General features: G+C 34.0%; 20 protein-coding genes and 1 tRNA gene. 12 read left to right on the top strand and 9 right to left on the bottom strand.

Annotated features, from left to right (window positions below; translation table 11 throughout):
* Positions 1 to 264 precede the first annotated feature (264 nt).
* Positions 265 to 1,431 (top strand): methionine adenosyltransferase, encoded by a 1,167-nt coding sequence (gene metK, locus KCV09_RS03655; protein ID WP_004937219.1) that lies wholly within the window; start codon positions 265 to 267, stop codon positions 1,429 to 1,431.
* Between the two features lie 66 nt (positions 1,432 to 1,497).
* Here the strand turns inward: metK and KCV09_RS03650 are convergent, their stop codons facing one another.
* A complete protein-coding gene (locus KCV09_RS03650; RefSeq protein WP_004937217.1) occupies positions 1,498 to 1,749 on the bottom strand; it encodes a hypothetical protein in 252 nt (83 codons plus the stop codon).
* A 232-nt stretch (positions 1,750 to 1,981) separates the two neighbouring features.
* On the opposite strand from KCV09_RS03650, the gene KCV09_RS03645 reads away from it, so the two are divergent.
* Entirely contained in the window at positions 1,982 to 2,173 is a 192-nt protein-coding gene (locus KCV09_RS03645; protein ID WP_048763061.1) for a hypothetical protein, read from the top strand.
* A gap of 37 nt (positions 2,174 to 2,210) precedes the next feature.
* Here the strand turns inward: KCV09_RS03645 and KCV09_RS03640 are convergent, their stop codons facing one another.
* Positions 2,211 to 2,780 (bottom strand): FxsA family protein, encoded by a 570-nt coding sequence (locus tag KCV09_RS03640; protein ID WP_025095185.1) that lies wholly within the window; start codon positions 2,778 to 2,780, stop codon positions 2,211 to 2,213.
* Between the two features lie 126 nt (positions 2,781 to 2,906).
* Between KCV09_RS03640 and ruvC the strand changes: the two genes are divergently transcribed.
* Positions 2,907 to 3,452, top strand: coding sequence for a crossover junction endodeoxyribonuclease RuvC (ruvC, locus tag KCV09_RS03635; RefSeq protein WP_025095186.1), 546 nt, complete (start codon positions 2,907 to 2,909; stop codon positions 3,450 to 3,452).
* Positions 3,453 to 3,460: 8 nt separating this feature from the next.
* On the opposite strand, the gene KCV09_RS03630 is transcribed toward ruvC, so the two are convergent.
* The gene (locus tag KCV09_RS03630; RefSeq protein WP_212515545.1) at positions 3,461 to 4,930 is read right to left on the bottom strand and encodes an NAD(P)H-hydrate dehydratase; all 1,470 of its coding nucleotides are present in this window, start codon (positions 4,928 to 4,930) and stop codon (positions 3,461 to 3,463) included.
* 27 nt (positions 4,931 to 4,957) lie between these two features.
* Between KCV09_RS03630 and queG the strand changes: the two genes are divergently transcribed.
* Positions 4,958 to 6,061 (top strand): tRNA epoxyqueuosine(34) reductase QueG, encoded by a 1,104-nt coding sequence (queG, locus tag KCV09_RS03625; RefSeq protein WP_119025783.1) that lies wholly within the window; start codon positions 4,958 to 4,960, stop codon positions 6,059 to 6,061.
* A gap of 84 nt (positions 6,062 to 6,145) precedes the next feature.
* Positions 6,146 to 7,135 carry a biotin synthase BioB gene (gene bioB / locus KCV09_RS03620; protein ID WP_025095189.1) on the top strand — a complete coding sequence of 330 codons (990 nt, stop codon included), beginning with the start codon at positions 6,146 to 6,148 and terminating at the stop codon, positions 7,133 to 7,135.
* 41 nt (positions 7,136 to 7,176) lie between these two features.
* Here bioB and KCV09_RS03615 read toward each other — a convergent pair whose 3' ends face one another.
* Together KCV09_RS03615 and KCV09_RS03610 are read right to left on the bottom strand one after the other, a co-directional pair.
* A complete protein-coding gene (locus KCV09_RS03615) occupies positions 7,177 to 7,377 on the bottom strand; it encodes a hypothetical protein (protein WP_025095190.1) in 201 nt (66 codons plus the stop codon).
* A gap of 215 nt (positions 7,378 to 7,592) precedes the next feature.
* Positions 7,593 to 8,039: a BLUF domain-containing protein gene (locus KCV09_RS03610; protein WP_004937200.1), complete on the bottom strand. Its 447-nt coding sequence runs from the start codon at positions 8,037 to 8,039 to the stop codon at positions 7,593 to 7,595.
* Between the two features lie 897 nt (positions 8,040 to 8,936).
* Here KCV09_RS03610 and KCV09_RS03605 point away from each other — a divergent pair.
* A tRNA-Ile gene (locus KCV09_RS03605) sits at positions 8,937 to 9,013 on the top strand.
* Positions 9,014 to 9,202: 189 nt separating this feature from the next.
* Positions 9,203 to 10,423 (top strand): tyrosine-type recombinase/integrase, encoded by a 1,221-nt coding sequence (locus tag KCV09_RS03600; RefSeq protein ID WP_212515544.1) that lies wholly within the window; start codon positions 9,203 to 9,205, stop codon positions 10,421 to 10,423.
* Between the two features lie 122 nt (positions 10,424 to 10,545).
* Here KCV09_RS03600 and KCV09_RS03595 read toward each other — a convergent pair whose 3' ends face one another.
* On the bottom strand, positions 10,546 to 12,471 hold the full coding sequence (locus KCV09_RS03595) for a nuclease-related domain-containing protein (RefSeq protein WP_212515543.1): 1,926 nt from the start codon (positions 12,469 to 12,471) through the stop codon (positions 10,546 to 10,548).
* A 1,726-nt stretch (positions 12,472 to 14,197) separates the two neighbouring features.
* On the opposite strand from KCV09_RS03595, the gene KCV09_RS03590 reads away from it, so the two are divergent.
* Positions 14,198 to 15,205, top strand: a complete 1,008-nt coding sequence (locus KCV09_RS03590) for a hypothetical protein (protein ID WP_212515542.1) — start codon at positions 14,198 to 14,200, stop codon at positions 15,203 to 15,205.
* A 50-nt stretch (positions 15,206 to 15,255) separates the two neighbouring features.
* Here the strand turns inward: KCV09_RS03590 and KCV09_RS03585 are convergent, their stop codons facing one another.
* On the bottom strand, positions 15,256 to 19,257 hold the full coding sequence (locus tag KCV09_RS03585) for an NACHT domain-containing protein (RefSeq protein WP_212515541.1): 4,002 nt from the start codon (positions 19,255 to 19,257) through the stop codon (positions 15,256 to 15,258).
* A gap of 126 nt (positions 19,258 to 19,383) precedes the next feature.
* Here KCV09_RS03585 and KCV09_RS03580 point away from each other — a divergent pair, with 126 nt between their 5' ends.
* The 3 genes from KCV09_RS03580 (at position 19,384) to KCV09_RS03570 (ending at position 21,562) form a co-directional block, all read left to right on the top strand.
* Positions 19,384 to 20,199: a hypothetical protein gene (locus tag KCV09_RS03580; protein WP_212515540.1), complete on the top strand. Its 816-nt coding sequence runs from the start codon at positions 19,384 to 19,386 to the stop codon at positions 20,197 to 20,199.
* Between the two features lie 119 nt (positions 20,200 to 20,318).
* On the top strand, positions 20,319 to 20,519 hold the full coding sequence (locus tag KCV09_RS03575; RefSeq protein ID WP_228301571.1) for a helix-turn-helix transcriptional regulator: 201 nt from the start codon (positions 20,319 to 20,321) through the stop codon (positions 20,517 to 20,519).
* A 2-nt stretch (positions 20,520 to 20,521) separates the two neighbouring features.
* On the top strand, positions 20,522 to 21,562 hold the full coding sequence (locus KCV09_RS03570; RefSeq protein ID WP_212515539.1) for an AAA family ATPase: 1,041 nt from the start codon (positions 20,522 to 20,524) through the stop codon (positions 21,560 to 21,562).
* Positions 21,563 to 22,301: 739 nt separating this feature from the next.
* Here the strand turns inward: KCV09_RS03570 and KCV09_RS03565 are convergent.
* Positions 22,302 to 22,769, bottom strand: coding sequence for a putative hemolysin (locus tag KCV09_RS03565; RefSeq protein WP_212515538.1), 468 nt, complete (start codon positions 22,767 to 22,769; stop codon positions 22,302 to 22,304).
* A 162-nt stretch (positions 22,770 to 22,931) separates the two neighbouring features.
* On the opposite strand from KCV09_RS03565, the gene KCV09_RS16460 reads away from it, so the two are divergent.
* Positions 22,932 to 23,006, top strand: coding sequence for a DUF6500 family protein (locus KCV09_RS16460; protein WP_373868950.1), 75 nt, complete (start codon positions 22,932 to 22,934; stop codon positions 23,004 to 23,006).
* A gap of 111 nt (positions 23,007 to 23,117) precedes the next feature.
* Here the strand turns inward: KCV09_RS16460 and KCV09_RS03560 are convergent, their stop codons facing one another.
* On the bottom strand, positions 23,118 to 23,564 hold the full coding sequence (locus KCV09_RS03560) for a BLUF domain-containing protein (protein WP_212515537.1): 447 nt from the start codon (positions 23,562 to 23,564) through the stop codon (positions 23,118 to 23,120).
* Between the last annotated feature and the right edge of the window lie 684 nt (positions 23,565 to 24,248).

Raw genomic sequence — 24,248 nt, 5'->3', positions numbered from 1 at the left:
TGTTAGCTTCAATCAGTTATAGAGTTTTCGATTTAATACACTTCGGTGAAAAGAATCGGATGATTTCACATAAATTTCATCTGAGATTGATTATTGTATAACTGAAACTTAGACAAAACACTATGCTTTATAAGTTCTATTGATATAAATTAAAATTTATATGAATTGAAATAAATTCATTGATTTTAGTCAGCTTAAGCTAGTCCTGAAGTCTAAGTCGATGTAACATATCCCGTCTTTTGAATTAACTGTGATAGGACTTTCATGCGCGAGTACGCTGTTTTTACTTCGGAATCTGTAAGCGAAGGTCATCCCGATAAAATGGCAGATCAGATCAGTGATGCTATTTTGGATGCGATCTTAAAAGAAGACCCATACGCACGGGTTGCTTGTGAAACACTCGTAAAAACAGGTGCTGTGGTTCTGGCTGGTGAAATTACCACAACAGCGAATGTTGATTTTGAAGCGATCGTTCGTCAAACCGTAAACGGTATTGGCTACCATCACTCTGATCTCGGATTTGATGGTTCAACCTGTGCGGTCATTAACATGATCGGCAAGCAATCACCTGAAATTGCACAAGGTGTAGATCGTCAGAAACCTGAAGACCAAGGCGCTGGCGACCAAGGTTTGATGTTTGGTTATGCAAGCCGTGAAACTGACGTGCTTATGCCTGCACCAATCTCTTATGCGCACCGCTTAATGGAACGTCAAGCCGAGCTTCGTCGCTCTGGTGTTTTGCCATGGTTACGACCAGATGCAAAAAGCCAAGTCACATTCGCTTATGAAAATGGCAAACCTGTTCGCTTGGATGCGGTCGTTTTATCGACTCAACACGATCCTGAAATTTCTCAAGCACAGCTAAAAGAAGCCATTATTGAAGAAATTATCAAGCCAGTTATTCCAGCAGACATGTTCCATGCCGCAACTAAATTCCACATTAATCCAACGGGATTGTTTGTGATTGGTGGCCCAGTGGGTGACTGTGGCTTAACAGGTCGTAAAATCATTGTAGATACTTACGGCGGTATGGCACGTCACGGTGGTGGTGCATTCTCTGGTAAAGATCCATCGAAAGTTGACCGTTCTGCTGCTTATGCAGGGCGCTATGTGGCAAAAAATATTGTTGCAGCTGGCTTGGCAGACAAATGTGAAATTCAGGTGAGCTACGCGATTGGTGTGGCTGAGCCAACTTCGATTTCAATCAATACGTTTAATACTGGAAAAGTAGATGACGAATTGATCGTGGCCTTGGTCCGCGAACACTTCGACCTTCGTCCATTTGGTATTACCCGTATGCTTAACCTGCTTCAACCGATGTATAAGCAAACTGCTGCATACGGCCATTTTGGTCGCGAAGGATCAGATACTGCCTTTACTTGGGAAAAAACAGATAAAGTACAAGTGCTCAAAGATGCATCTGGCCTTTAATTGCTAAGCAATTGATTAAAAAAATGTCCGACACAAGTCGGACATTTTTTTGGTTTTAATTACGCGTTATTGATTCGATTTAGTCGGTTTATCATGATTAAAAATGTCCAGCAAAGTATGCTGATTAGGTGTGTCATCTTGCGCCTCGACATAGAAATGAAAGGTTTTAACCACCATCACTACGGCTAGACAACCCACTAAGCAAAATACCCACCACCCGTAAGGACTACGGATATGATGCGAACCACAGTGAGGACATTCTTTGTCTGTTGATGCAACGACCTTGTCACAACACGCACAACGATATTGATACAGCATGGGCTTCCCCCTGTCTTAGTGCTGATTTATTTTTCTAGTTTCGTTTGCATAATTAAGAACCAAATATGGATCTTTAATTGCATACTATGACAATGTGTACGATATTTCAACAGCAAACCATTTCAATCAAATGACTTAATAGTGCCAAAATTGTTACATTTTTGGCACGGCTAGTGAAAAAAAGTTTCAACTGTTAAAATGTGAAATGTCATGCAGCAATTAACCTCATCATATGGCTCAACTTATTAACAAAGGTGGTTTCCGTGAGCGCGCGAACCGCAGCCGTGGATATCAGCAGTCTGAAAATCGCCAAACTGCGCTCCTTCCCAACAAATATCAACCCAATCACGGTACTGAAGCTTCTGGTCTCACATTAGATCAAGAGACTTCTGATAAAACTGATGACAATAAAAAAGCTGAATGAAAATATCATTCAGCTTTTTTTCAACTCAGAAAATCGTTTATTTCTGATCTTTGTGCTCGATTTGTTTCTGATCTGGCTTCACTTCGCGCGCTTCACCATCAATTACATTTGAATCTTGAAATGGAGATCCACCACCCTGCTGATTCTGCATATTTTGCATTTGACGCATGAGATCTTCAAATGGGTTTTGGCCATTTGCTCCGCCAGCACCTCCCATCATGCCACCCATCATTTTGTTCATCATGGCTTCTTGACGCTTAGCGAGCGTTTTCATTAAGGCATTACGGAAGAATGTTTGTACCCCTGGAATTAAAATCAATAATGCTAAAATATCGGAAATCACACCTGGTATCATTAGTAAAAAGCCAGCCATCGCCGTTGCAAGTTTCTTGCTGACCGCTGGATCGTTACCAAGCTGACCTGACATCTGCATTTGTTGTAGTTGTGGCATGATGGTGGATGCACTTGAACGTAACATGTTCAAACCAATGAAAAAAGCGATAATAAACCAGAAAAACACGTACCAGCCGCTTATGAATTGAGCAATGCCAATCCATACAGCAATTTCCAGAATCGCGCCAAGAACAACAATAAGAAGTAAATTCATTTAAAACTATGTCTATCTCAAAAAATTAAAGGTTTTATGCAGTATCAAGACCGACTCAAAGAGAATCAAGCTTTTTTCATGCGCTTATGTAAAAATATGGGCATTATTTTATTTTTAAAGTCTTTTATGCCATTAATCATCGGAATTGATCCAGGTTCGCGTTTAACCGGTTATGGAATCATTGAAAAAAATGGAAATGACCTACGTTTTATCGATGCCGGTACGATTCGCACCGAAACCCAAGGAATGCCAGAGCGATTAAAACGAATTTTTGCTGGCGTTGAACGCATTGTAAAGTTTCATGGCCCAACCGAAGCTGCGGTTGAGCAAGTATTTATGGCACAAAACCCTGATTCTGCTTTAAAACTCGGTCAAGCACGCGGCGCTGCGATTGCTGCATTGGTCAATTTAGATTTAGACGTGGCTGAATATACCGCACGTCAGATCAAACAATCGGTGGTTGGATATGGCGCAGCCGACAAAGAGCAAGTGCAAATGATGGTCATGCGTATTTTGAGCTTAACCATCAAACCACAGGCAGATGCTGCGGATGCCTTGGCTGCTGCAATTTGCCATGCCCATGCATCGGGCAATATGAGTAAATTTGCAGTGCTCAATGCACTTGGCGGTATGGCCAGAGGCCGCAGCAGATACAGTAGCCGGCGTCGTTAAAATGAAATCTAAGGATTAACGACCTGATAGATCGCATCAAGCATTTGGTGCGCCTGAATCCCTCGTTGGCCCGATTGCGCCAGTCGATCACCTGCCTGTCCGTGTAAAGTCACAATATCCGATAACGAAATATGCGTATCGAGTTGTGCTTTCAGGCTGGCAATCATACCTGCCAGTACATCCCCCATACCCGCCGTGCCCATGCCGGCATTGCCAGTTGTACAGATCCAGAGCTGATCTGGCTCCAAAATAAGACTACCAGCACCTTTAAGTACCCATTGTCCGGAAAATCGCTGATAAAGCTGCTCAATGGCAGTTACTCGATCTTGTTCGATCTCTTTAGCAGAAGTATTTAGTAATCTCGCCGCCTCGCCAGCATGAGGGGTGAGATATACGTTTTGTGAAAATGTGAAACTGTGTTCGGCTAAAAACCAGAGTGCGTCGGCATCGATGACTAGATGTAATTCAGCGCGTTTCAGTAATACAGGACACCATTTCATAAACTGTTTTTCTGACCATTCATCACGGCCAAGCCCCATACCAAAACAAACCGAATCGATTTGCTGAAGTAAAGTCAGAATTTCATCTGAAGTTAAAGCTTGAATGTCTTTAATCATGATGTTGGGCGCTCGTGCCAAAATAGCAGCATGATGAGTCGCATCACAAACCACAGTCACTTTTCCGGCGCCAGCATGAAAGGCTGCTTCTGCAGCCATAATCACCGCGCCGCCCATATCACGATGGCCACCAACAACCAGTACATGGCCATATGTTCCCTTATGTCCAAAGGCTTGGCGTTTAGGCAATATAATCTTGGCAGGCTTTAAAAGTGCGGTCGCTCGCAACGAAATGTCAGGTGGAAGCAAGTCAATCAGTTCAACTTGTCCAGAGAACTCAGAACCTTGCCCTGTATGCAGTCCTATTTTGTGGGCAAGCACGGTATAGGTGATATCGGCTTTAATTGCTATAGGTAAGCACTGCCCCGTATTTGCATTTAAGCCACTAGGTAAATCAATCGCCACTTTAAACCCCGAAAGCTGATTAAAGTGCTTAATCACCGTCTGCCAGTCTGAGTCGAGGTTACGATTTAAACCATGACCAAATAGCGCATCGACATGACAATCATATACATCGGGTACATCGAAAGATGAATGAATATTAAGCTGATGCCTACGCGCAGTTTGTACGGCCTGCGCAAGATCTGGAGATTCACCTGCCGGGGCAGCAAAAATAGTAACCTGATAACCCGCTTGCTGAAGATAAGCCGCCAGAAAATAACCATCACCTGCGTTATTCCCCATTCCACACCAAACCGCGATTTTACGAACACTTAGGCTATTTTTTTGAATGAAATGATCCAATTTATTGCAAATTGACCATGCAACCTGTTGCATAAGCCCGAGCGATGAATTTTGCTTTTGGAACCACCGTTGTTCCCATGCTCGGATCTCTTGGCTGTGATAAACTGCTGCATGCATTTTGAATTCTCCGTTATTTTTTAATTTATGCCACTTGATCAGCCGCATGGCAGCATTCCCCTCACGCAAGATGATCCAGAAGAACTCAAAAGCTGGATTAAATCGCAGGCCTTAGCGCTGGGTTTTTCTGATTGTGTCATCGCTAAACCAGATGCTCAAGACCAAATGCCACGTTTTAAAGAGTATTTAAAACGTGGTTATCATGCCGATATGCATTATCTGGCAGAAAATCTCGATAAGCGTGCCGACCCAACCCTACTGTTGCCTGGTACCAAAAGCATTATTTGTGTGCGCATGAATTATCTGGTAGAAAGCCCTAAGCCTCGATATGTACCAGATCAACCCAATTCGGCCATTATTGCGCGTTATGCACGCGGGCGCGATTATCATAAGGTCATGCGTGGGCGCCTCAAAACATTGGCTGGAATCATTAAAGCGCGCGTTGGTGAGTTTGAATCACGTCCATTTGCCGATTCTGCGCCAATTTTTGAAAAATCACTGGCGGAGAGTGCCGGAATGGGCTGGACGGGCAAGCATACCCTACTCATTCATAAAAAATCTGGCTCTTTTTTTGTGCTAGGTGAACTATTTACCTCTTTGGAATTGCCCTTTGATCAGCCTGCCACAGCACATTGTGGCTCATGTACCGCCTGTATCGATATTTGTCCAACCCAAGCGATTGTCGAACCGTATATGCTGGATGCACGCAAATGTATTGCCTATTTAACCATTGAATATAAAGGCATCATTGCTGAAGAATTAAGAGCTGGTATTGGTAATCGTATTTTTGGATGTGACGATTGCCAGCTCATTTGCCCGTGGAACAGTTTTGCAAAAATAGCTTCAATTCCGGACTTCAACCCGCGACATGGATTAGATAATATTTCACTACTTGAAATATGGACATGGGATGAGGCCACATTTTTGGCAAATACTGAAGGTAGCCCAATTCGGCGAACTGGCTTTCAATCATTTAAACGCAATATTGCGATTGGTTTGGGAAATGCACCCTACTCAGATGAAGTCATCGAGGCCTTAAAAATGGCGCGCGAGCAGCATGATGAAATTGTACAAATTCATATTGATTGGGCAATTGAACAACAATTGAAAAAACAATACCAGATCCATTAAAAAATGATGTTTTTTGCCCTTCGGCTTTGGCACGAATTCTGTATGATTAGGAACTAGTAAATGCAATCATCATGGACTATGACAATGACATTACGTAATGATTGGACTCGTGACGAAATCCAAGCACTCTACGATCAACCTTTTTTAGATTTGGTATTTCAGGCACAACAAGTGCATCGTGAGCATTTTTCTGCCAACACGATTCAAGTAAGTACGTTACTTTCAATCAAAACAGGTAAATGCCCGGAAGATTGTAAATATTGCTCTCAATCTGCACATTATGATTCTAAATTAGAAGCAGAAAAGCGTATTGCCGTCGATAAAGTTATTTTAGAAGCGAAAGCTGCTAAAGAATCTGGCTCTTCACGTTTTTGTATGGGTGCTGCATGGCGTAACCCGCATGAACGCGATATGCCTTATGTGCTTGAAATGGTTCGCGAAGTAAAATCACTGGGCCTTGAAACATGTATGACACTCGGTATGCTGAATCAGTCGCAAGCTGAGCGTTTAAAAGATGCTGGATTAGATTATTACAACCACAACCTCGATACATCACGCGAGTACTATAACAATATTATCAGTACCCGTACCTTTGATGATCGTTTGAATACGCTTGATCACGTTCGTGGTGCAGGCATGAAAGTGTGTAGTGGTGGTATTGTGGGCTTGGGCGAACAGAAACAAGACCGGATCGGCTTGTTACATGAGCTTGCAACGCTTCCAATTCATCCTGAATCTGTGCCAATTAATATGTTGGTACCAATTGAAGGTACACCATTGGCAGAAGTTGAAAAATTAGATGTGACTGAATGGATTCGTACCATTGCTGTAGCACGTATTATCATGCCACAGAGTTATATTCGTCTCTCGGCAGGCCGTGAATCTTTGAGTGATTCAGATCAAGCATTGGCATTTATGGCAGGTGCAAACTCCCTATTTTCCGGTGACAAACTTCTCACTACACCAAACGCTGGTGAAGGTAAAGATCAGGTCTTGTTTGCAAAATTAGGCCTTGTTGCAGAAAAACCAAAAGTATCTGTACGTGCCATGGCTGTCGATGCAATGTCAGCTTAAGTTCAGTTGGTAAAGAAACCCTCAAGTCATTTGAGGGTTTTTTATATTGATGTCACTAAATTTCCATATTTTGCAGTTAAGTACATTCCTTCTCGAATCAGATCTTCACCTAGTGCGTGACATACCCGTAATTGGTTTGTTGCTGTATCATAATGTAGTGAATCAAAAATATCAGGATGATGAAATAACCAGATAATGGTTTCACTCAAATCTTGCGTTACTACATGGTCGACTTTTGACATTTCGTTTCTTTAACAAATCCAAAAATATTCAAGAATAATCATAATTGTTAATCCACATAAAATAAAGTGTAGCATTTAATGCTAATTGGATAAATACGTATTCTTTAATTTGTCTCTTATTAAAATTTATATGTAAAAATCAAAGATGGAAAACGAGTTTCCCACCTTTCAACTAAATATATTTCTATATCTAGTTTATCTTATAAAAATTAAAATCAAACACTGTTTGGTTTGAGTGTATAAAAGCTATCTTTCTGCTTAGAAAGTAAATTAATAAATTCAGGAATATTACCAATTGACAAAGTATATGGATTAAATTCATCAATATTATATTCAGAGAAAAAATTAACAATTTCCTTGTGAAAAATAGCATATTTCATATGCCATTTAGAAAATAATCTGTCTGTTACATCCTCACAATACATTAATTCACAATTTTCATGACGAGGATCGTTTAAGATTTTGTTATGAAAAAGATCATTAATTTTGATTTTGTTACCTTCAAGACACTGAACGAAATAGCCATTTCCATAATAAAGTGCACCACAAATTGCATTTGGGGTATTAAAATTTAATGCTTCAGTTAAAATATTAAATAATTCATTCATTGGATTATCACATTCTTTTAACTTACTCACATACAGCATTCTTGCATCGCTCATACTTGTCTCGATATATAATAATTTAAAAAAATTAAAATAATACAAATACTTGCTGAAGGGATTTGTGCTTTTAATCACTTAAAGAATACTCTAAACTTCTTGTATAAGTAATGACTAAAATGAAAAATATTCTTTTTTGATCAACTTTTAACAAATATTGATAGAATCTGCCTTTATATTAAAAATACATTTAAAAACAAACACTTATTCTAATAATGTAAATTTATTGATAACTTGCATAGATTAATTAATATTATTCCACACCTTAAAAGTGTGACAAATTTAACAATTATATTGCAAATTGATACATATTTTTATTTTATCCTTAGCAGATCTGTTGAATTTATACCCACTATAAATGCTTGAATTTCATACAAAAAAAGTTTTTCATATCACTTTTCCTAAATTTCCATTTACGCATATCTCGATATCATTTAAGCAAATTTGATACCGTACCCACGCTTATTGCTAACTCATGCTTTGATGTTCTGATCTGGATGGATGTTCTTTATCTACTTCAAATCTCTTACATTCACCAATGGGCTTTATTAGAGTGATTGATGAATAAATAATCAAAGTATATGTGCCATACTGTGTATTATCTTTCCTTTACAACAAGCATCTTTCGGAGTCATTAAAGCTTAAAATAGAGCTTACCCGTTTAATTTATTAATAAATCGTCAAAAACAATTCGAGTTGGTCAATAATTGTCTTTGATTGCTTTACTCAACAAGATGACATGAGCTAGAATCCGAATGTTTTGCAACATAGCGTTTTTTTGCAATTTTTTTGAGAGTTTACGCTGTATCTACTTAATAAAAAACTTGTAATATATTTTGAAATTCGCTAAGATTGCGCTCAACGCAAATTGTTTGAAATACAATAACTTGCGATATAGGGCCTATAGCTCAGTCGGTTAGAGCAGCGGACTCATAATCCGTTGGTCCCGTGTTCGAGTCACGGTGGGCCCACCATTTTTTCAATATATAAAGTATATATTTTAAGAAATAACACCAAAAACTCATAAATTTAAAAGGTTTATGAGTTTTTTTTATGCCTATTTGAACTTACTTAAACTTACTTAAACCCACTTAACCTGCTCTATTGTGTATCCAACTCTGTATCTATTAACCTTCAAAATAAATCGGATACACGAGCTTATTATGAAACGCCAAGCATTAGAGAAAGTAAGAGAAATTAAAGATACACATATTCAAAATATTGAGGCAGAAGACAAGGAGTTCAGAATTCCTTGTGGCTTAGGATTGTATTTTCGTGTTTCTCCAACTAGAAAAATTACATGGCAAGTTAGATATAAAGACCCACAAGGAAAATGGAAGTGTCTTAGTATTGGTTCTTATCCAAAAATTTCATTAGTAGAAGCAAGACTTAAGTGTTCTGAAGTATCTGTAAAGTTAAATAATAATGAGGATATTCTGAGTACAACAGCTGAACTACAGAAAAATTTAATTGATCATAAACTTACTTTTAAAGATTTACTTTATACGTGGCTAGATCATAAATATGCCAATTGGACTCCTAAAACTTTTAAAAAGGAAAAACATTCAATAGAAAAATGGCTTTTCCCTACATTTGAGAATCGGGATTTTAGAAAGATAAGTTCAGAAGAATGGTTAGAATTTTTTCTGAAACTACAAAGAGAAGAGAAAATTTATAATCGTGTTAAAAAACTTGTCACTCATACAAGAAGTGCATACGACTTAGCTAAATTTAAAGGTCAAGTTATTTTAAACCCTTTAGATGGAATTAATAAATATTTAGATAAAACCAGTAATGGGAATATGAAGCATGTAACAATTGAGGAGTTACCCAAATTACTAAAATTGATTCAGGGATATAGTAATAGATCGACCTCAATCGCATTAGAGTTGTTAGTATTGTTATTCCCTAGACCTCAAGAATTGAGATTGGCAAAATGGGAAGATTTTGACTTACAAAGAAAACTCTGGATAAAACCCGCAGAAACAATGAAGTGTGGGATTAGACACGTTGTTCCTCTTCCAATGCAAGCGGTCAAATTAATAAAATTGCAAAAGGAATTATGTCCAGTTTCAAAGTATTTATTTACAAGTAGAGATAGTTTATCTGAACCAATGAGTGAAGCAACATTAAATAATGCATTAAAAAATATTGGATATAGAGGAAAGCAAAGTCCGCATGGATTTCGCCATATTGCTTCTACAGCATTGAATACTCAATTTGCAGGCCTCGGACAAGTTGTTGAGGAATGTTTGGCACATAAAAAAACTGGTGTAAAAGCTACATATGATAAGTCTATACACTTGGAAGACCGAATCATGATAATGCAGTGGTGGGCTGATTATCTTACTAATAGTGTAAGTGGTGCAGCAGTGGTAGATTGATTTAAGATTGTCTTTTATTGCTAATTTTGTAATCTAGAGAATAAGCTTATTTATTATTTTAAAAGGGACTAGCCTAAAATTGACAGAATAAAAATTCTGTCAATTTTGTCATTTTATTTATATTAAACTTGTAGAAGTTGTTCATATTCTTCAGATTGAAGATCAATATATTTTCTATCTAAAGATATCTCATAGTCACCAATAGTATGAGTTGTAGTGAATTCTTTAATATTTGATTTTAATTGACTTACATGAAATGGATTTTCTATGAATCTTATAAAATCTTCAATACATGGTTTGTCAGAAGACCAATTGCTATGGATAATTTTTTCATTTTTAACCTCACCTTTAAAGGCTGATTTCATATATAGGTCTTTGGATTGAAAAAACTTAGAAAAACTTGAGAAATCTAAGAAATAGATATCAGATAATGTGTAATCTAAAGAAAAAGGAAGTGAGTTTAGTAAAATTGGCACAATAATTTTATCTTTAATATTAATATTATGTTCTTTTGGGTAACTTAATAATCCTCTTCTTAAACGTAGAAGTTGATTAATATATTTTTCAGATTTTTCTTTAAAATCTTTTAAAGACATGGCGGTTGTATCAGGGGTAGATCTATTTTTACATTCAATTATAAAAATGTAGTTCTCCCATTCAATAATTGCATCATACTGAAATTCACCATCATTATTTTTGAATGTGGGCTGTGTAACATTAAAATTTTCTGTTTTACTTTCTTGTTCTTTTAGAAAGGAAAAAACATAATCCTCAAAATCATAACCTTTATCTTCTATTGCTAACTTATTGTCAGCAAATATTGAGCTAATTATTGTGAAAATATTAGGGGCAAACATTGTTAAAGGAAATACAAGTATGTGATTATTTGAAAATCTCAAAATAGGTGTGTTATATAAATCTTTGCTAGTGGATCTAAATGTGAAATTCTCTAAAACTATTCTGTTTTTAGATTTTGGAATACCATATTTTTCTAATACTTTAAAGAAAATATCATAGTTGATAAGTGTAAACCCTTCTGTTTTCGAAATTTCTCTAAGTGCTTGTAAGGATTTAACCCATTCATTTATAGTGAGGTTTTTATATAATTCATTGTCTTTTGTAATATCAATGTAATAGAGGTTTTCAAAAAGTGCAGCAATAGATAAATAATTTAGATCATCCTCATTTAATAAGTCGATTTTATAGAGTGCGATAGAAGCTTCAAATGTTTGTTGAACAATCAATCTTTCAAGTCTAGTTTTAGCAATTAATGCATAATTGCCTAGATCTTCCCATATTTGACTTGTATGAATAATATTTTTTTCATCTATTACTATTTCATTTTTAAAAAAACGTAATCTAAAATCTAAATCTTCAGTTATATCCCATAATCCAGAATTTAAAAAAAGATGTTGTGATATCTCAGCTTTTTCGATAATTTCTGCTTTATTTTCTTCTATAGTTAATAGCTCAAAAGGAACGATAGATTCGAGTGACTTCTTATTAAACCAATTATTTTCATATGAAGATATAATTAAATTCATATAAAATACTTTAGATAACTCTTCAATATGACTCGATAAATCCTTACCACTAAAATATTCAGACTTTGCATTTATAGAGTTTTCAAAAAACTTATACTTTCCCTCTGAAATGGATTTATGTATAACGTCTGAGTGCATTAAGATTCGATTGTATAAGCTGTGAGCAAGGGAAAATTGTGTTTTTAATATTTCATGGCTCTTAAATTTTCCAAGAATCTTATTTCTTTTATTTAAAATTTCATTATATAAGAATTCAATAGTTTTAATATTCTGAAAAATATTTGTTTGAATATTTCTTTCTAGATAATATTTTTCTAATAAATTTCTAAAACTAATAACTCTTTCACTTTTGGGTGTTGAACGTTGATTTACCAAATTTACATGATAATTGATGCTTTCTAGAGTGGATTCTAAATTATGTGTTTCTATATCATTCAGAAGATTTTCTAGTGAATTAAAATCGTATTTTTTTGCTGAACTAATAATTTGACTAATATCTATCATAATAAAAAATGTGTTAATGATTAATCTTTTGATTTTAATAGAATTTAATAGAAAAGACTACATCCTAAACGGGTGTAGCCTTAAAAAGGTTTTAAGAACATTTCCTTGTTCAATTTTAACGCCTTTATTGGCTGCTCTGTTTTTTCATGCTGGCTTAAGCCATATTCCACTTCAAATTTCTAAATCTAGGATTTAGCTTTTTCTCGCCTAAGATGGAAGAGCGAGACACTTATATTTTTAATGTCCGTGTGAACATTAACTAGATTGGAAAGAACCTAGCAACTCCGCATAAGTAGTATTTCTTCAGTGACCAAACTTCAGAATACTTATACTTTATCAATCATGGTCTAGTTTGAGCGACCAAGCCCAAACACAGGAATACGACCAAGTATTCCCTTAACCTTCTTCTTACATATTGCCGAACATACTTTCATATGTGCCGACTCAAGCTTTCGCAGTGAGCAATCTGATCAATCAGACTGTTTTAGGATTCGCTTTAAGCTAGCTATCTCACTTAGTACAAATCTTAGTATGAAGATCTGTACCACAATTTCCACAAGTAAAAACTTGCTTTATATGCGCTACTTGCCATCGCTCCCACACTGTATAAATTGATAGACTTTTAACCAATTCAAGTCCTTCATACAGTGCTTCCCAAGTTATTTCAAAGTGTCTTAATGTGCAGACCGTTTATCCTCTCGCTTGCATACATACTTCCTGTTTCCCCCAACCGTAGTTCCTTAGTTTTATCGGGATATGATGTATACACAACTTTATAAAGGGTAAAACTCTTACACTCCAATCAGCATCTATCGATTAATGCCGTTACACGTTTAAGCTATCCAGCGACCCATTCAGCTTGCGCTAAATGTTGCCAACTTCTCCACCGTTAGACTCGAAGTCCTAGTACCTTACGGTACTCTCAGCAGCCATCGTGATTGGAAATGAGCATACTTTTCGCAAGTTGTTCACTTGCCTCGATCAAGCATACACACTCAGCTATTAACGGAGACTATCGCACATCCTGTGCTGCTCCTGACTGTATCACTTTGAACAGGGCTTCAATTCAAAACAAAGTTTTAAATCTAATCTGGCTATTCCTAACCAGATGACCATTTCGGAATAAATTCCTTATAAGTTCCCGTGTCCTTGTCGCCCAACAACTTTATATGCAAAGCATATAGGAACTCTTAAATCCAAGTTGAATGAACGGATAGAAGAAGAGCATTGCAGCTCTCCAGCCCCCGTTGCAACGTACCGAGCGAGGTTTCCCCAGCAGTCCGCTACATCGGCAGTACAAGAATGGTTAGTTCAGGTACTCACGGCAATATGTATCAAAGTTTTGAATGGTGGTCTTAAACCCATCCAAAACTTCAATGAAGAAAATTAAGGATGGATGGTCAGTCCACTATTCGATTGATAATTTCATATTAGTACATCTAATTTTAAATATCAATAATATTGATAATAAATTTAAAATAATATAAATTTAACTGATGAGGTTTGTGTCGTCATTAGGAACTACTTAATTGCCACCTTACAAAGTGAGGTGATCATTTATAAAGCTATGGCTTTGCCATAGCTGTTTTGAACAAAGCTCAAAAGTAAAAAATGCCTTAATTTAGGTGATTTCTATTGTTGACTGACACAAACGCAGAGATGGGATTCCACAGGGAAAAAGTGGATTGTTGCTTTACAGCAGAAATGTATTGTTGGATGACAAAAGATGATTGATTACAGCCCTCATACCAAGTACACAGCACAAAAAATTCAGGATAAAGTGACTCGTGGAGCTTACTTTTATTCATCATTCATCATTCATCATTCATCATTCATCATTGATGATGGCATTAGCTCAACCACCAATATCAAGAAATTAATTGAGAAACTCACGATCAGATATGATCTGAATTTAACAAGTCGGCAAAGAAATTATCGACTGAAAACAGGAAAGCCAATTGCAGATCTGATTGTTCAAAATGTGATGTATGAAAATAGATGGCAATTTATTTTATTAATCACCACGCCTAACAGCCATAAACACAGTAAACAGTCAATTCGTTCTACTGAACAGCAAAAGCAAATCGGCAAAGATAAAATTTTTGAAATAGAAGAGTTATCTTTTTCTAGAGAGCTTATTATTGCTGAAACTGACTTAATCCATGACTACTTTAAAGATGATGAAGTTTTAAATTTCATCATGTCTAAACCTTATTTAGAGATGGATTTTGCAGGATATTCAGCAGAACTTGTTCGGATGACTCACAAAAAATATAAATCCAATTCCGATAAATTTTATAAAACGCCAAGTAAACCCTTTAGTTGGACTTGGAGATGGAAGAAAGAAGTTGTAGCTAAAAAGAAGATGGATTTAGTTAATATTATTAACCGCTATGTCTCACAGACTAATAAAGCTAAACCAATTGAAGATCTTGTTAAATGGCAGTCATATTTTCAAACCTATGCTGTTTTTAGAGGGATGAGACAACAAGTAGGAAGACTGTATACATTGGGAAAATTGTTTATATATAGTCGATCTAAGCAAAGATGGGATCATCAAAATCTACCGACTTTGAAGTTATATTTTTTACCGAGATTAGAGCTTTATGCTGAAAGTTATGAAGAGTATTGCTTAAGAAGGGAGATCTACATAAATTACGATATTGAGCTACCAAGAAGACTAGCTCAAAATTGTGATTGGAATGAAATTGATAGTTTTTTAAATACAAACTAGTATCTTTAGATCAATTGTAAATTAATTGATCTAAAGATAATTTTAGTAAGTTAAGATTTTAAAATATTATGTGCAATTTCTCTAATCTCGATTACAGGATCTTTTAACAATAATTCTGCGTGCTTATTAACAATTTCAGGTGGAATTGTTTCATAATACAAAACAGTTGTAGCAATATAACGAACTCTTGGCTTTATATGAGATAAAAAAGGTAAGATCATTTCATAATCATCAAGATAAACTTTATTTTGTATAGCTAGTTTGAAGCAGTCGATGAGTAAATTCTCATTAGATACTTTTGAAACAATCCATTGTTTTACTGTCAGATTTTTCTTTGCTAAATCTACTAATGGTTTAACTGAAAGCTTCCTAATTTCTGGCCTACAATCGGAAGTCATTTTTTGTAAGAAACTTACATCTTTCACATAGAAAGGTAAAAGAGTCTTGACTAATTCTTCTCTAGGTGTTGTTGGAACAGCACCTCCATTCTCAGGATAAGGCTTCTCTTTTAACTTCCAATCTTCATAGTATTGAGCTAATTTTTCGATGATTTTTGGTTCAAGTAAATCGTTTGGTATTGACTTAACTGCAGATAATGCTATGTACGGATTAGATGATGAAAGAGCTTTGTATATCGCATCCCAAAATAGGTTTTGATTAAAGTTAGGATCAAGAAATTTAAATAAATTTTGACATCCTTGCGTAAGATTCTTTGTAGTTAATTTTTCAAATAATACTTGTTGAAATCTTTCATTAGGAATAAAAGTCCCTAAATAAGCAGAATAGTGTAAATCATCACCTTGCCCTTCGAAAATCAAATCACATACCATATTCTCGAATTCCAAGCTATTTACAAAAGCTAAAGCTATTCGAGTAGCAGCATAAGATAAAATGCCGTTATCTAAAAGAATTGCATGTTTGATATACGGTAAAATCTCTATACTCAAATTGGTATTTTTATAGTCGATAGCTATATCAACTTCTGGCAAATCTCCAAATATAGAATAGAGCATTTCTTCATTATCTAGCATCTGCAATCTTATCTTAGCTTGCCTTTGTAGTACGCTATAATTCAGTCCTGCAAGTTTTGCAAGGTTTTCAAATATTATTATTCTAATGTCATCCACTGAAGTGACAGGTTGAAAAAATATAGAAAAACAATCTAATGTTGTCTGATGCAAATTTAATAAATTATAAAAAGCACCCATTTCGAAGTACTTTTCTTCGTTTCTGTTTAAAACAATGTCCTTTTCATCATAGTTATAAATAAATATAGAGAAGAAATTTCTATCACAGTCTTTGTATGCTTGAAAATTATTAAAAATTTCGTGATTATTAGCTAAAAGTGAATCTCTCTGTACTTTTAAATCTAAATTAAATTTTTTAAAAATATCTTTCAGCTTATAGCCCAAGTTAATACTTAACCGTCCAAAAATACTTAATAAATAAGATTCTAAAATATTTTTACTTTCTGGGTGCAGTAAATGCTGTGATACTATTCTTTTAGTAAGATGAAGAATATAAGCATCTCTCATCTTATCTAAAGGATCATTAAATCTAATTACAACACTACTACTCAACTCGCTTCTTGACGGAAATCCCGATTTAAAAAACTCCAAACATTCCAATAAATATTCATTTGAAACAGGATACTCTTCATTTGATAAAAGGCAGGCGTTCACTATCGCTTTAACCCATTCATCGTCGCTGTTTTTATATACTTCGATTTTACCTATCATCATCTGCCAGCAGTGAGAAGATGCAATGTAAAGAGCTTCTCCAGCATGGTATCTATGAGTAGAAAAAATATTATTAGTTTCTCGCCAACATAATTCTAAAAACTCTTCGACATTTTTACTGTTCCAGTCTACAGAAGATTCAATTATTACTTCTAGATATTTTGATAGATTTAATTTCTTATCTTCAATGCTTAAATCTCGTAAAAACTCTAATATGGTATTGCTTAAACCTAAATGACTAAGAAAAGATATAACCTCTATGAAGTTTGAATCATTATAGAAGTGGTTGAAAACTTCTTTCTGCATCTCATAATTACAGTTTTCTATGTACTTAGCGAATGTAAATTCACAAAATGTTTTATGGATAAATGTTATTGTTGATTCTGTAAGGGTCTGAACTTGTTCAATAATGCCCATTTCCTCCCAATAGCTAATGCACTCACCAATAAATCTTTTTATTTCAAATATATTCCCCCCTAATTGCTTTATCAAAATTTTTGTTAGTTCATCATAAATTTCATCTAACAGTGGAAGATCTTTACTGTAAAGAACATAACCTAATGCATATAAAAATTCTAATCTTATACTTGAATTAGGAGTTATATCTATTTGTCTTTCGGTAGCATTTTTTTGAATTAAGCTGAAAAACTGTCTATACAAGGAAGCACGATTTGTAGCTATTTCATCCGATTTTAATGCTAAAACAGACATGAGAGATAAGATTAAAGGACTTCTTGATGCCAATCCTTTAACAAATTTTGATTTTATTTGATGCTGTATAAGATCAACTTTTTTGTCTATGGATCTGGTATCTTTCGCCTCCAAAGCTTTAATTATTTTAGTCACAGCATCAGAAATATTATTTTCTTCTATAGGCTGCAATTGATAGTGTCGCCAATCCCCTAGAAGGCCTGAGACATACCCTATAGGTCTTGAACTAAGTAGGATTCTAGAAGTTTTGTATTTTTGAGAAAATAGATGAAAGGCATTCGTAATTATTGACTGACGATTTCCACATTCGTCTAATCCATCACCAAGAATAATAGAATCCTTAAATATAGAATAATCAGTAATGAGGTCTAAGCTATTTTCAAAACCGCAATGTAAAAGGCACTCTTCAAACGATAATGTTTTGTCCTCTAAATATGTTAATAAAGTTGGCAGCTTAACAAAAATTACTAATTTTCTTTCTAATGAGTAATCCAAAGCTAATTTTTTCAATAAGGTTGATTTTCCTATACCTGGACCACCAATAATTACAGCCTGTCTTACAAATCTACCAAATGAAGATGCATCTATCTTGATTTGATCCCTTATTTTTAGCTCATGAAAATCATGATAATCTTTTAAAGCAATCTCAAGATTATTTGAATTATAAGCACTACTTTCAACAATTGTAGCTTTTAATGGTATCCAGCAAGACTGCAAAGAAATCGGAGTTTGAACTCCTAAAACAGGAATTTTGCTAAATTTATTTTGTATATAATTTGAAGAATCTTCTAGGAATTTAGTCTTAGTGCCTAGAAGCTTTTTGGCTCCGACAGGAATTACTTTAGCTAAATCATTAACTAACCTTTCATAATCATATTTACCCGATTTCGCTCCAGATATGCGAATAATGGTATGAAAATGTGACCATACCAAAGAAGCTAAATGTGTTTGATCTGGTGCAAGGAACTCACGTAGATATGTTTCAGCTTCAGCTGGACTAAGTGCTCCTTCATGAAGAAAGTCAAATTGAGTAATAATAAAGTGTGAAAGAAATAATCTTAAATTTTCAATAGTTAGAGCTACACCACATTCTTCTCTTAAAATTTTTTCAATATCATTTTTTATTGTTAATTGAATTTTATTAATACTACCAACCGAGAATCTTTTTTCGAAATGTATAGCATCATTACTTTCTCTCGCAGCTTCACAAAGATTCCGCAATGCTCTTAAATTTTTTGGAGCAATATAACCAATAGCCATCCCATACTTATCACCCCCCTTTTTAAATTCTTTTTTTTGAAATGTGTACCAACTATCTCTGATAACTTCCCTAAAATCCTTGTTATTTTTAGCACTACTTATAATTACTTCTCTTTTGACCTGTAGGCTAGTAGTACCAGATCGATCTGAATAATCTTTCCAAGTAATAATTATATCATCCAAGGGCTTATCAAAATTTCTTTGTTGTGTTGCAACCTCCACTACATCGCCATCACAACCACCTGTTTTCCTTTTTGCTAACAAAGCTGCTAAATAGTATGCTGCAACATGCCCTTCGAAAGTGAAGCCATCGCCCCCAGCTAATTCGGATGATTGTGACATAGAACTCCCTATTAAATTTGTATACTAGTAGTGGTTTTATCAATTAGATGAATATGATAAAGAATTTTAATTATGATTTAAGATTAGTCTATAATTTTTTTAGTCACAGGTTACAAAGCTATACGAATGAGAAATTTTGAAGTTTTCCGAAAAAACGAGATAATCGAATTCCTTAACCAATATGATACGGATAAAAAAAGTAAAGTAGAGTTTCTAGCTGAAATAGCTCAAACATTAGATATAAATTTTAATAGTAATAATAAAATAATTGAATTGCTTGATTCAGATAACTTTCGGGTAAAGTTTATTGAAAGATTACATCTTATTGATATATTTATCATTAATTTAATTTATTGCGAAGCTTTAGATTTTCAAGAGAGTGATTCTTCTGAGTGGGCTTTAATGACCATAAAGGAAAAGGAAAATTGGTGTTTACAATACGAAAAAAATTATCAAAAGTTCGAGTCTCATGCAGATAAAGGGCCTTTACCAATTGAGGCATTTGAAGATGCATTAAGTTTTACACAATTACATAATTTACTCGAATACTTAGTCCAATCCAATATCATCACTTTGAACAATCATAGTAAAGATGAAGCTATCATTAATATTATTAATAAAATAAATTACGACAAACAAAATTTAAATTTTAAGTCTGTGATAAATAATTATCATCATCACCTTGCTTCAAGCGTGAATGAAAAGCAAGTTCTTAAAAAGCCACGTGATCAAAATAAAATGAGAGGCTTTTTTGTTAAAAAATTATTTGAATTGAATAATGTAGAGGAAATTGATGCTATTAATTTATTAAAACACAAGAAAAACTTTAGTTTCTCGAAAGAGATTATGCCTTTTGATATACCTCTGATAGTAATTATTACTCAAATTTTATTTGATGACATTAATGTTGATTATAAAACTGTTAAGTCTCTTTTGTCATAACAGCCATCAATAGGGGATTTTGATTTTTTTTTCAAAATCTCCCAGTGCTGATAGAACTCTTTTTTTTGATACTGCCTCTAACTAAGTTGATCCAAGATAGTTTAAGAGAGGTGGTATAAGTGTTAATTCGTACAAAAGAGGTATGTAGAATGGTGGGCCTATCAAAAAATGGGCTAGATAACCTAATTAAAAATGACCCTACTTTCCCTAAGTTTTTGAAAGTTGGTGAAACTAGACAAGCTCCTGTCTATTTTAGAAAAGAAGAAATCATGATGTGGCTTAATAAACAAAACCATTCTAAGTTTGCTGGGCAGGAATAATAATGGTTGCAAAAAAAACTGTTAACTTATTGTCCATGAAAAATGTGGTTAATAAAAAGATTGAATGGATTTGGAAAGACTGGTTAGCATTACAAAAGTTGACAATGATAGCTGGAGAAGCTGGTGTAGGTAAGACAACAGCTTGTTTGGATATTGCAGCTATTTTTACTCGTGGTGGTATATTTCCTGATGGACAAAAATGTGAAAGTACAGGCAGTGTCTTAATTTACTCAACAGAAGATGAAGTTTGTACAACATTGAATCCAAGATTGACGGCTAATGGTGCTGATACTGATAAAATCTTTTATATAGATGACACAATGCTAAGTTCAGGAAAGAAAGATTTATTTGATCCGACAAAAGATTTTATGCTTCTTGAAGCAAGATTAAAAGAAAACTCCGATATTAAATTAATTATCATAGATCCTATAGTATGTGTAATTGATGGAGATATGCATAAGGCTAATGAGGTGAGGAAATCTTTAACTCCATTAGTTAAATTGGCAGAAGAGTATAATTGTTCAATCTTAGGTATTACCCACTTTTCTAAAGGTGGTGTGAATAATAACTTTGTAGATAAAGTTATTGGTTCACAAGCCTTTGTTGCTTTTGCACGTATGCTTTGGGTTGTAATCAATCAAGGTGATATCAATTTCCTATCAAAGGCAAAAAGTAATATATCAAGCCTTAATGGTGTATGTTCTTATAACATTAAAAAAGTTTTAATTGATAATCAACAGATAGAAACGACCACTGTAGAATGGCTTGCTTATGAGGATAAAGATCTTTCTACAGTTATGAATAAGAAAGAAAAAGAAGTTGCGGATTATAGTCTATTTGAATTAGATAAGGCTAAAAAACTTATTTTAGATAGATTGAAAAGTGGAGAGAATGTTACTTCTAAAACACTTGATCAGTATTGTTTTGAAAAAAATATTTCTATGAGCACGCTGAATAGAGCAAGAAATGGATTAAAGAAAGAAGGAAAAATAGAGTCGATAAAATTATCAAACTATTGGGGGTGGAAGTTGAAAAGTGAATAAGTTGAACAAATTGAATTTAATTTATTGTTTTTATTGATTTTTAACTTGATCATGATGGGTTAACTTAACCTATCATGAATAAGTTGAACTTATTTAAAATCAGATACTTATATCAACTTCTTCAATTTTTCCATATTCATGAAGTAGTCTCTATAATTACAAAATGATACATAAAATTATCCTGTATCCAAATATGTACCAATCTTTTTATTTTGAAAAAATTCATATTTAATTCATATACTTAAAATTAAGTTTTGTGGAGTCTGGGCCCACCATATAAAACAACCACTTAGGTGCATTAATCCTAAGTGGTTTTTTAATGCTTGAAATTCATGCAAGCACTATGTAACCAGTTCATCTTTTCTGGCTCATCAAAGATTATGATGCTCTCTTCTTTTACCTCGCTACAGAGCAATAGGCAATGAGCAATGTCTCCTACTAAAATTAATCATAGACGCTTATTTTCGTAGCCACTTATTTATTAATGAGTACTAATTTTTGAGTCAAGAATTAGTAGCTATTGAAGTTAGGTTCATGAAAGAAAACGTCGTACATCTAGTTGTATATTGATAGTATGACAAGTCAGCCAGATGACTAAAATATTATTTTTAGACTTTTGTTAAATCAAAATAAAATTAGCGAGATAGTTTTACTCAGTCATTGCATGAAATTTCTATACTCGCTAATTTTAAATTCTAATTAATTTAAATCCATTGGCTGGAAATAATATCAAATTTTATTAATAGAGTTGATTCACTGAGTCTTCTTGAACGCCGAATACACCATCTGTCTTTTCTATTTCATTAACAATTTCTTTTACCTTAGATTGAGGAACAGAGACTACAATGATACTTAAATTATCTAATACATATACTGTTTCTAATTTTTGATTCTGTATTTTACTCAAAACTTTTTGCTTCTTGGTAGCATCATAATGAACTATGAAGTTAGTATGATCTTGTTGATGAGCAGATCTAAATAACTCCCATGCATCTACTTCTGAACCATCTGAAAGCTTACAAAATGCAAACTCATCACCAGCTAAATTTTTTTGGGTGGAAGATTTTCCACCTATTTTTTCACAATGAACACTGGCAGGATTGGGCATACCAATTGATTTAATATTATTAGTATTACTAATACTACTAGATGTGCATGCAGTGAACAAAAGTGATGAGGCTAGTGTTCCAATTAGGGTTTTTTTCATAAGATCATAAACCAGTTTAGGAAAAAGGATATTATCAGACAAAATTATTCGATGAAGTATGATAAGTGTATTTATTCCGATTTGAAAATTTTTAGAAAACCTTTATTAACCCACACTTCAGATAATAATTTACTTAAAAAATTAGCATGAGAAGATGAAAAAATGGATATTTCGCTTTATGATTTCTTTAAGAGTCGAAATGACTACGCTGAGCTACTCATGGAAGTAGCTCAATGATGGATTCTCAAACATATGCTAGATCATTTTGAGTCAGCATAAAATTTTGGTAAGCTTTATATAAACAAGCCTCCAATCAAGGCTTTCAGCATCATACTATAAAGATCAGATCTACGTATTGTTGGGCTTAAGCATATAGTAGCTATCCTTCTGTTTAGAAAGTAAATTAATAAATTCAGGAATGGTATCAACCGATAGCGTATATGGATTAAACTGATCAACATTGTTTTGAGAGAAAAAATTCACGATATCTTTGTGGAAAATCGCATATTTCATATGCCATTGAGAAAATAGTCTTTCTTTAATATCTTCACAATACATCAATTCGCAATTTTCATGACGTCGATCATTTAAGATTTTGTTATGAAAAAGCTCATTAATTCTGGTTTTATCACCTTCAATACATTGAACGAAATAACCATTTCCGTAGTAAAGTGCACCACAAATTGCATTTGGGGCATTATAGTTCATTGATTCAGTCAAAATGTTGAATAATTCATTCATTGGATTATCACACTCTTTCAACTTACTTACATACAGCATTCTTGCATCATTCATACTTATCTCGATCTAACATAATTTTAAAGAAATTAAATAATACAAATGCTTGCTTGGGAGATTTGTGCTTTTAATTACGAAAAGATTACTCTAAGTAGATTTGACAAGTAATGACTTCTCGAAAAAAAACGTATTTTTAAGTAAATTTTAACAAATAAAAGATTCGTGATATTTTTCTAAAAAGTATTGCCATAAATTAAAAAAATTTATAAAAATCAATTTATTAATCAAAAAAATTAGTAGTGATAAATAATTTTAATTGCGAATTTTTACCAATCACAAAAAATTAACGAGACTCAATATACATTTCCATTGCAAAATACGACATATTTGTACAATTTTATTGAGTACAGATCAGTTCATTTTTTCCAAATTCTTAGTAACTTGATTCAAATTGTATAAATTTCAATCAATGGCTTTTATGAAATTTTTATATATAACCTCGAATCGTGGATAAGAAATTGTCTTGCAAAATAAGGGGAAATGAATAGAGCCATAAGCTTTTCTTATGCTTACAAGTTTTGGATAGGAGAAGTATACGCGAATCCTGATAATTACCTATGTCATGATGTGTTTTGAAGTGAAATCATGTGATCATCGCACCATATTTTATTCTTTACGGTCTGACTTCATGCATGTTAAGAGTTTTGGCAATATCGCATAGGAAATTCGTACTATCCTTTT

The organism is Acinetobacter soli (assembly GCF_018139125.1).
In the GTDB taxonomy this organism is placed as follows: Bacteria; Pseudomonadota; Gammaproteobacteria; order Pseudomonadales; family Moraxellaceae; genus Acinetobacter; species Acinetobacter soli.
This window is presented reverse-complemented; position numbering and strand designations above follow the sequence as displayed.

Excerpts from the sequence above, each read along its gene's own strand:
- queG (WP_119025783.1), top strand. The coding sequence starts at position 4,958 with ATGCCACTTGATCAGCCGCATGGCAGCATTCCCCTCACGCAAGATGAT.
- KCV09_RS03560 (WP_212515537.1), bottom strand. The coding sequence starts at position 23,564 with ATGAATGATGCAAGAATGCTGTATGTAAGTAAGTTGAAAGAGTGTGAT.
- KCV09_RS03570 (WP_212515539.1), top strand. The coding sequence starts at position 20,522 with ATGGTTGCAAAAAAAACTGTTAACTTATTGTCCATGAAAAATGTGGTT.
- KCV09_RS03615 (WP_025095190.1), bottom strand. The coding sequence starts at position 7,377 with ATGTCAAAAGTCGACCATGTAGTAACGCAAGATTTGAGTGAAACCATT.
- KCV09_RS03600 (WP_212515544.1), top strand. The coding sequence starts at position 9,203 with ATGAAACGCCAAGCATTAGAGAAAGTAAGAGAAATTAAAGATACACAT.
- KCV09_RS03640 (WP_025095185.1), bottom strand. The coding sequence starts at position 2,780 with ATGAATTTACTTCTTATTGTTGTTCTTGGCGCGATTCTGGAAATTGCT.
- KCV09_RS03595 (WP_212515543.1), bottom strand. The coding sequence starts at position 12,471 with ATGATAGATATTAGTCAAATTATTAGTTCAGCAAAAAAATACGATTTT.
- KCV09_RS03585 (WP_212515541.1), bottom strand. The coding sequence starts at position 19,257 with ATGTCACAATCATCCGAATTAGCTGGGGGCGATGGCTTCACTTTCGAA.
- KCV09_RS03590 (WP_212515542.1), top strand. The coding sequence starts at position 14,198 with ATGATTGATTACAGCCCTCATACCAAGTACACAGCACAAAAAATTCAG.
- ruvC (WP_025095186.1), top strand. The coding sequence starts at position 2,907 with ATGCCATTAATCATCGGAATTGATCCAGGTTCGCGTTTAACCGGTTAT.
- KCV09_RS03580 (WP_212515540.1), top strand. The coding sequence starts at position 19,384 with ATGAGAAATTTTGAAGTTTTCCGAAAAAACGAGATAATCGAATTCCTT.
- metK (WP_004937219.1), top strand. The coding sequence starts at position 265 with ATGCGCGAGTACGCTGTTTTTACTTCGGAATCTGTAAGCGAAGGTCAT.
- bioB (WP_025095189.1), top strand. The coding sequence starts at position 6,146 with ATGACATTACGTAATGATTGGACTCGTGACGAAATCCAAGCACTCTAC.
- KCV09_RS03645 (WP_048763061.1), top strand. The coding sequence starts at position 1,982 with ATGGCTCAACTTATTAACAAAGGTGGTTTCCGTGAGCGCGCGAACCGC.
- KCV09_RS03630 (WP_212515545.1), bottom strand. The coding sequence starts at position 4,930 with ATGCATGCAGCAGTTTATCACAGCCAAGAGATCCGAGCATGGGAACAA.
- KCV09_RS03565 (WP_212515538.1), bottom strand. The coding sequence starts at position 22,769 with ATGAAAAAAACCCTAATTGGAACACTAGCCTCATCACTTTTGTTCACT.
- KCV09_RS03650 (WP_004937217.1), bottom strand. The coding sequence starts at position 1,749 with ATGCTGTATCAATATCGTTGTGCGTGTTGTGACAAGGTCGTTGCATCA.
- KCV09_RS03610 (WP_004937200.1), bottom strand. The coding sequence starts at position 8,039 with ATGAGCGATGCAAGAATGCTGTATGTGAGTAAGTTAAAAGAATGTGAT.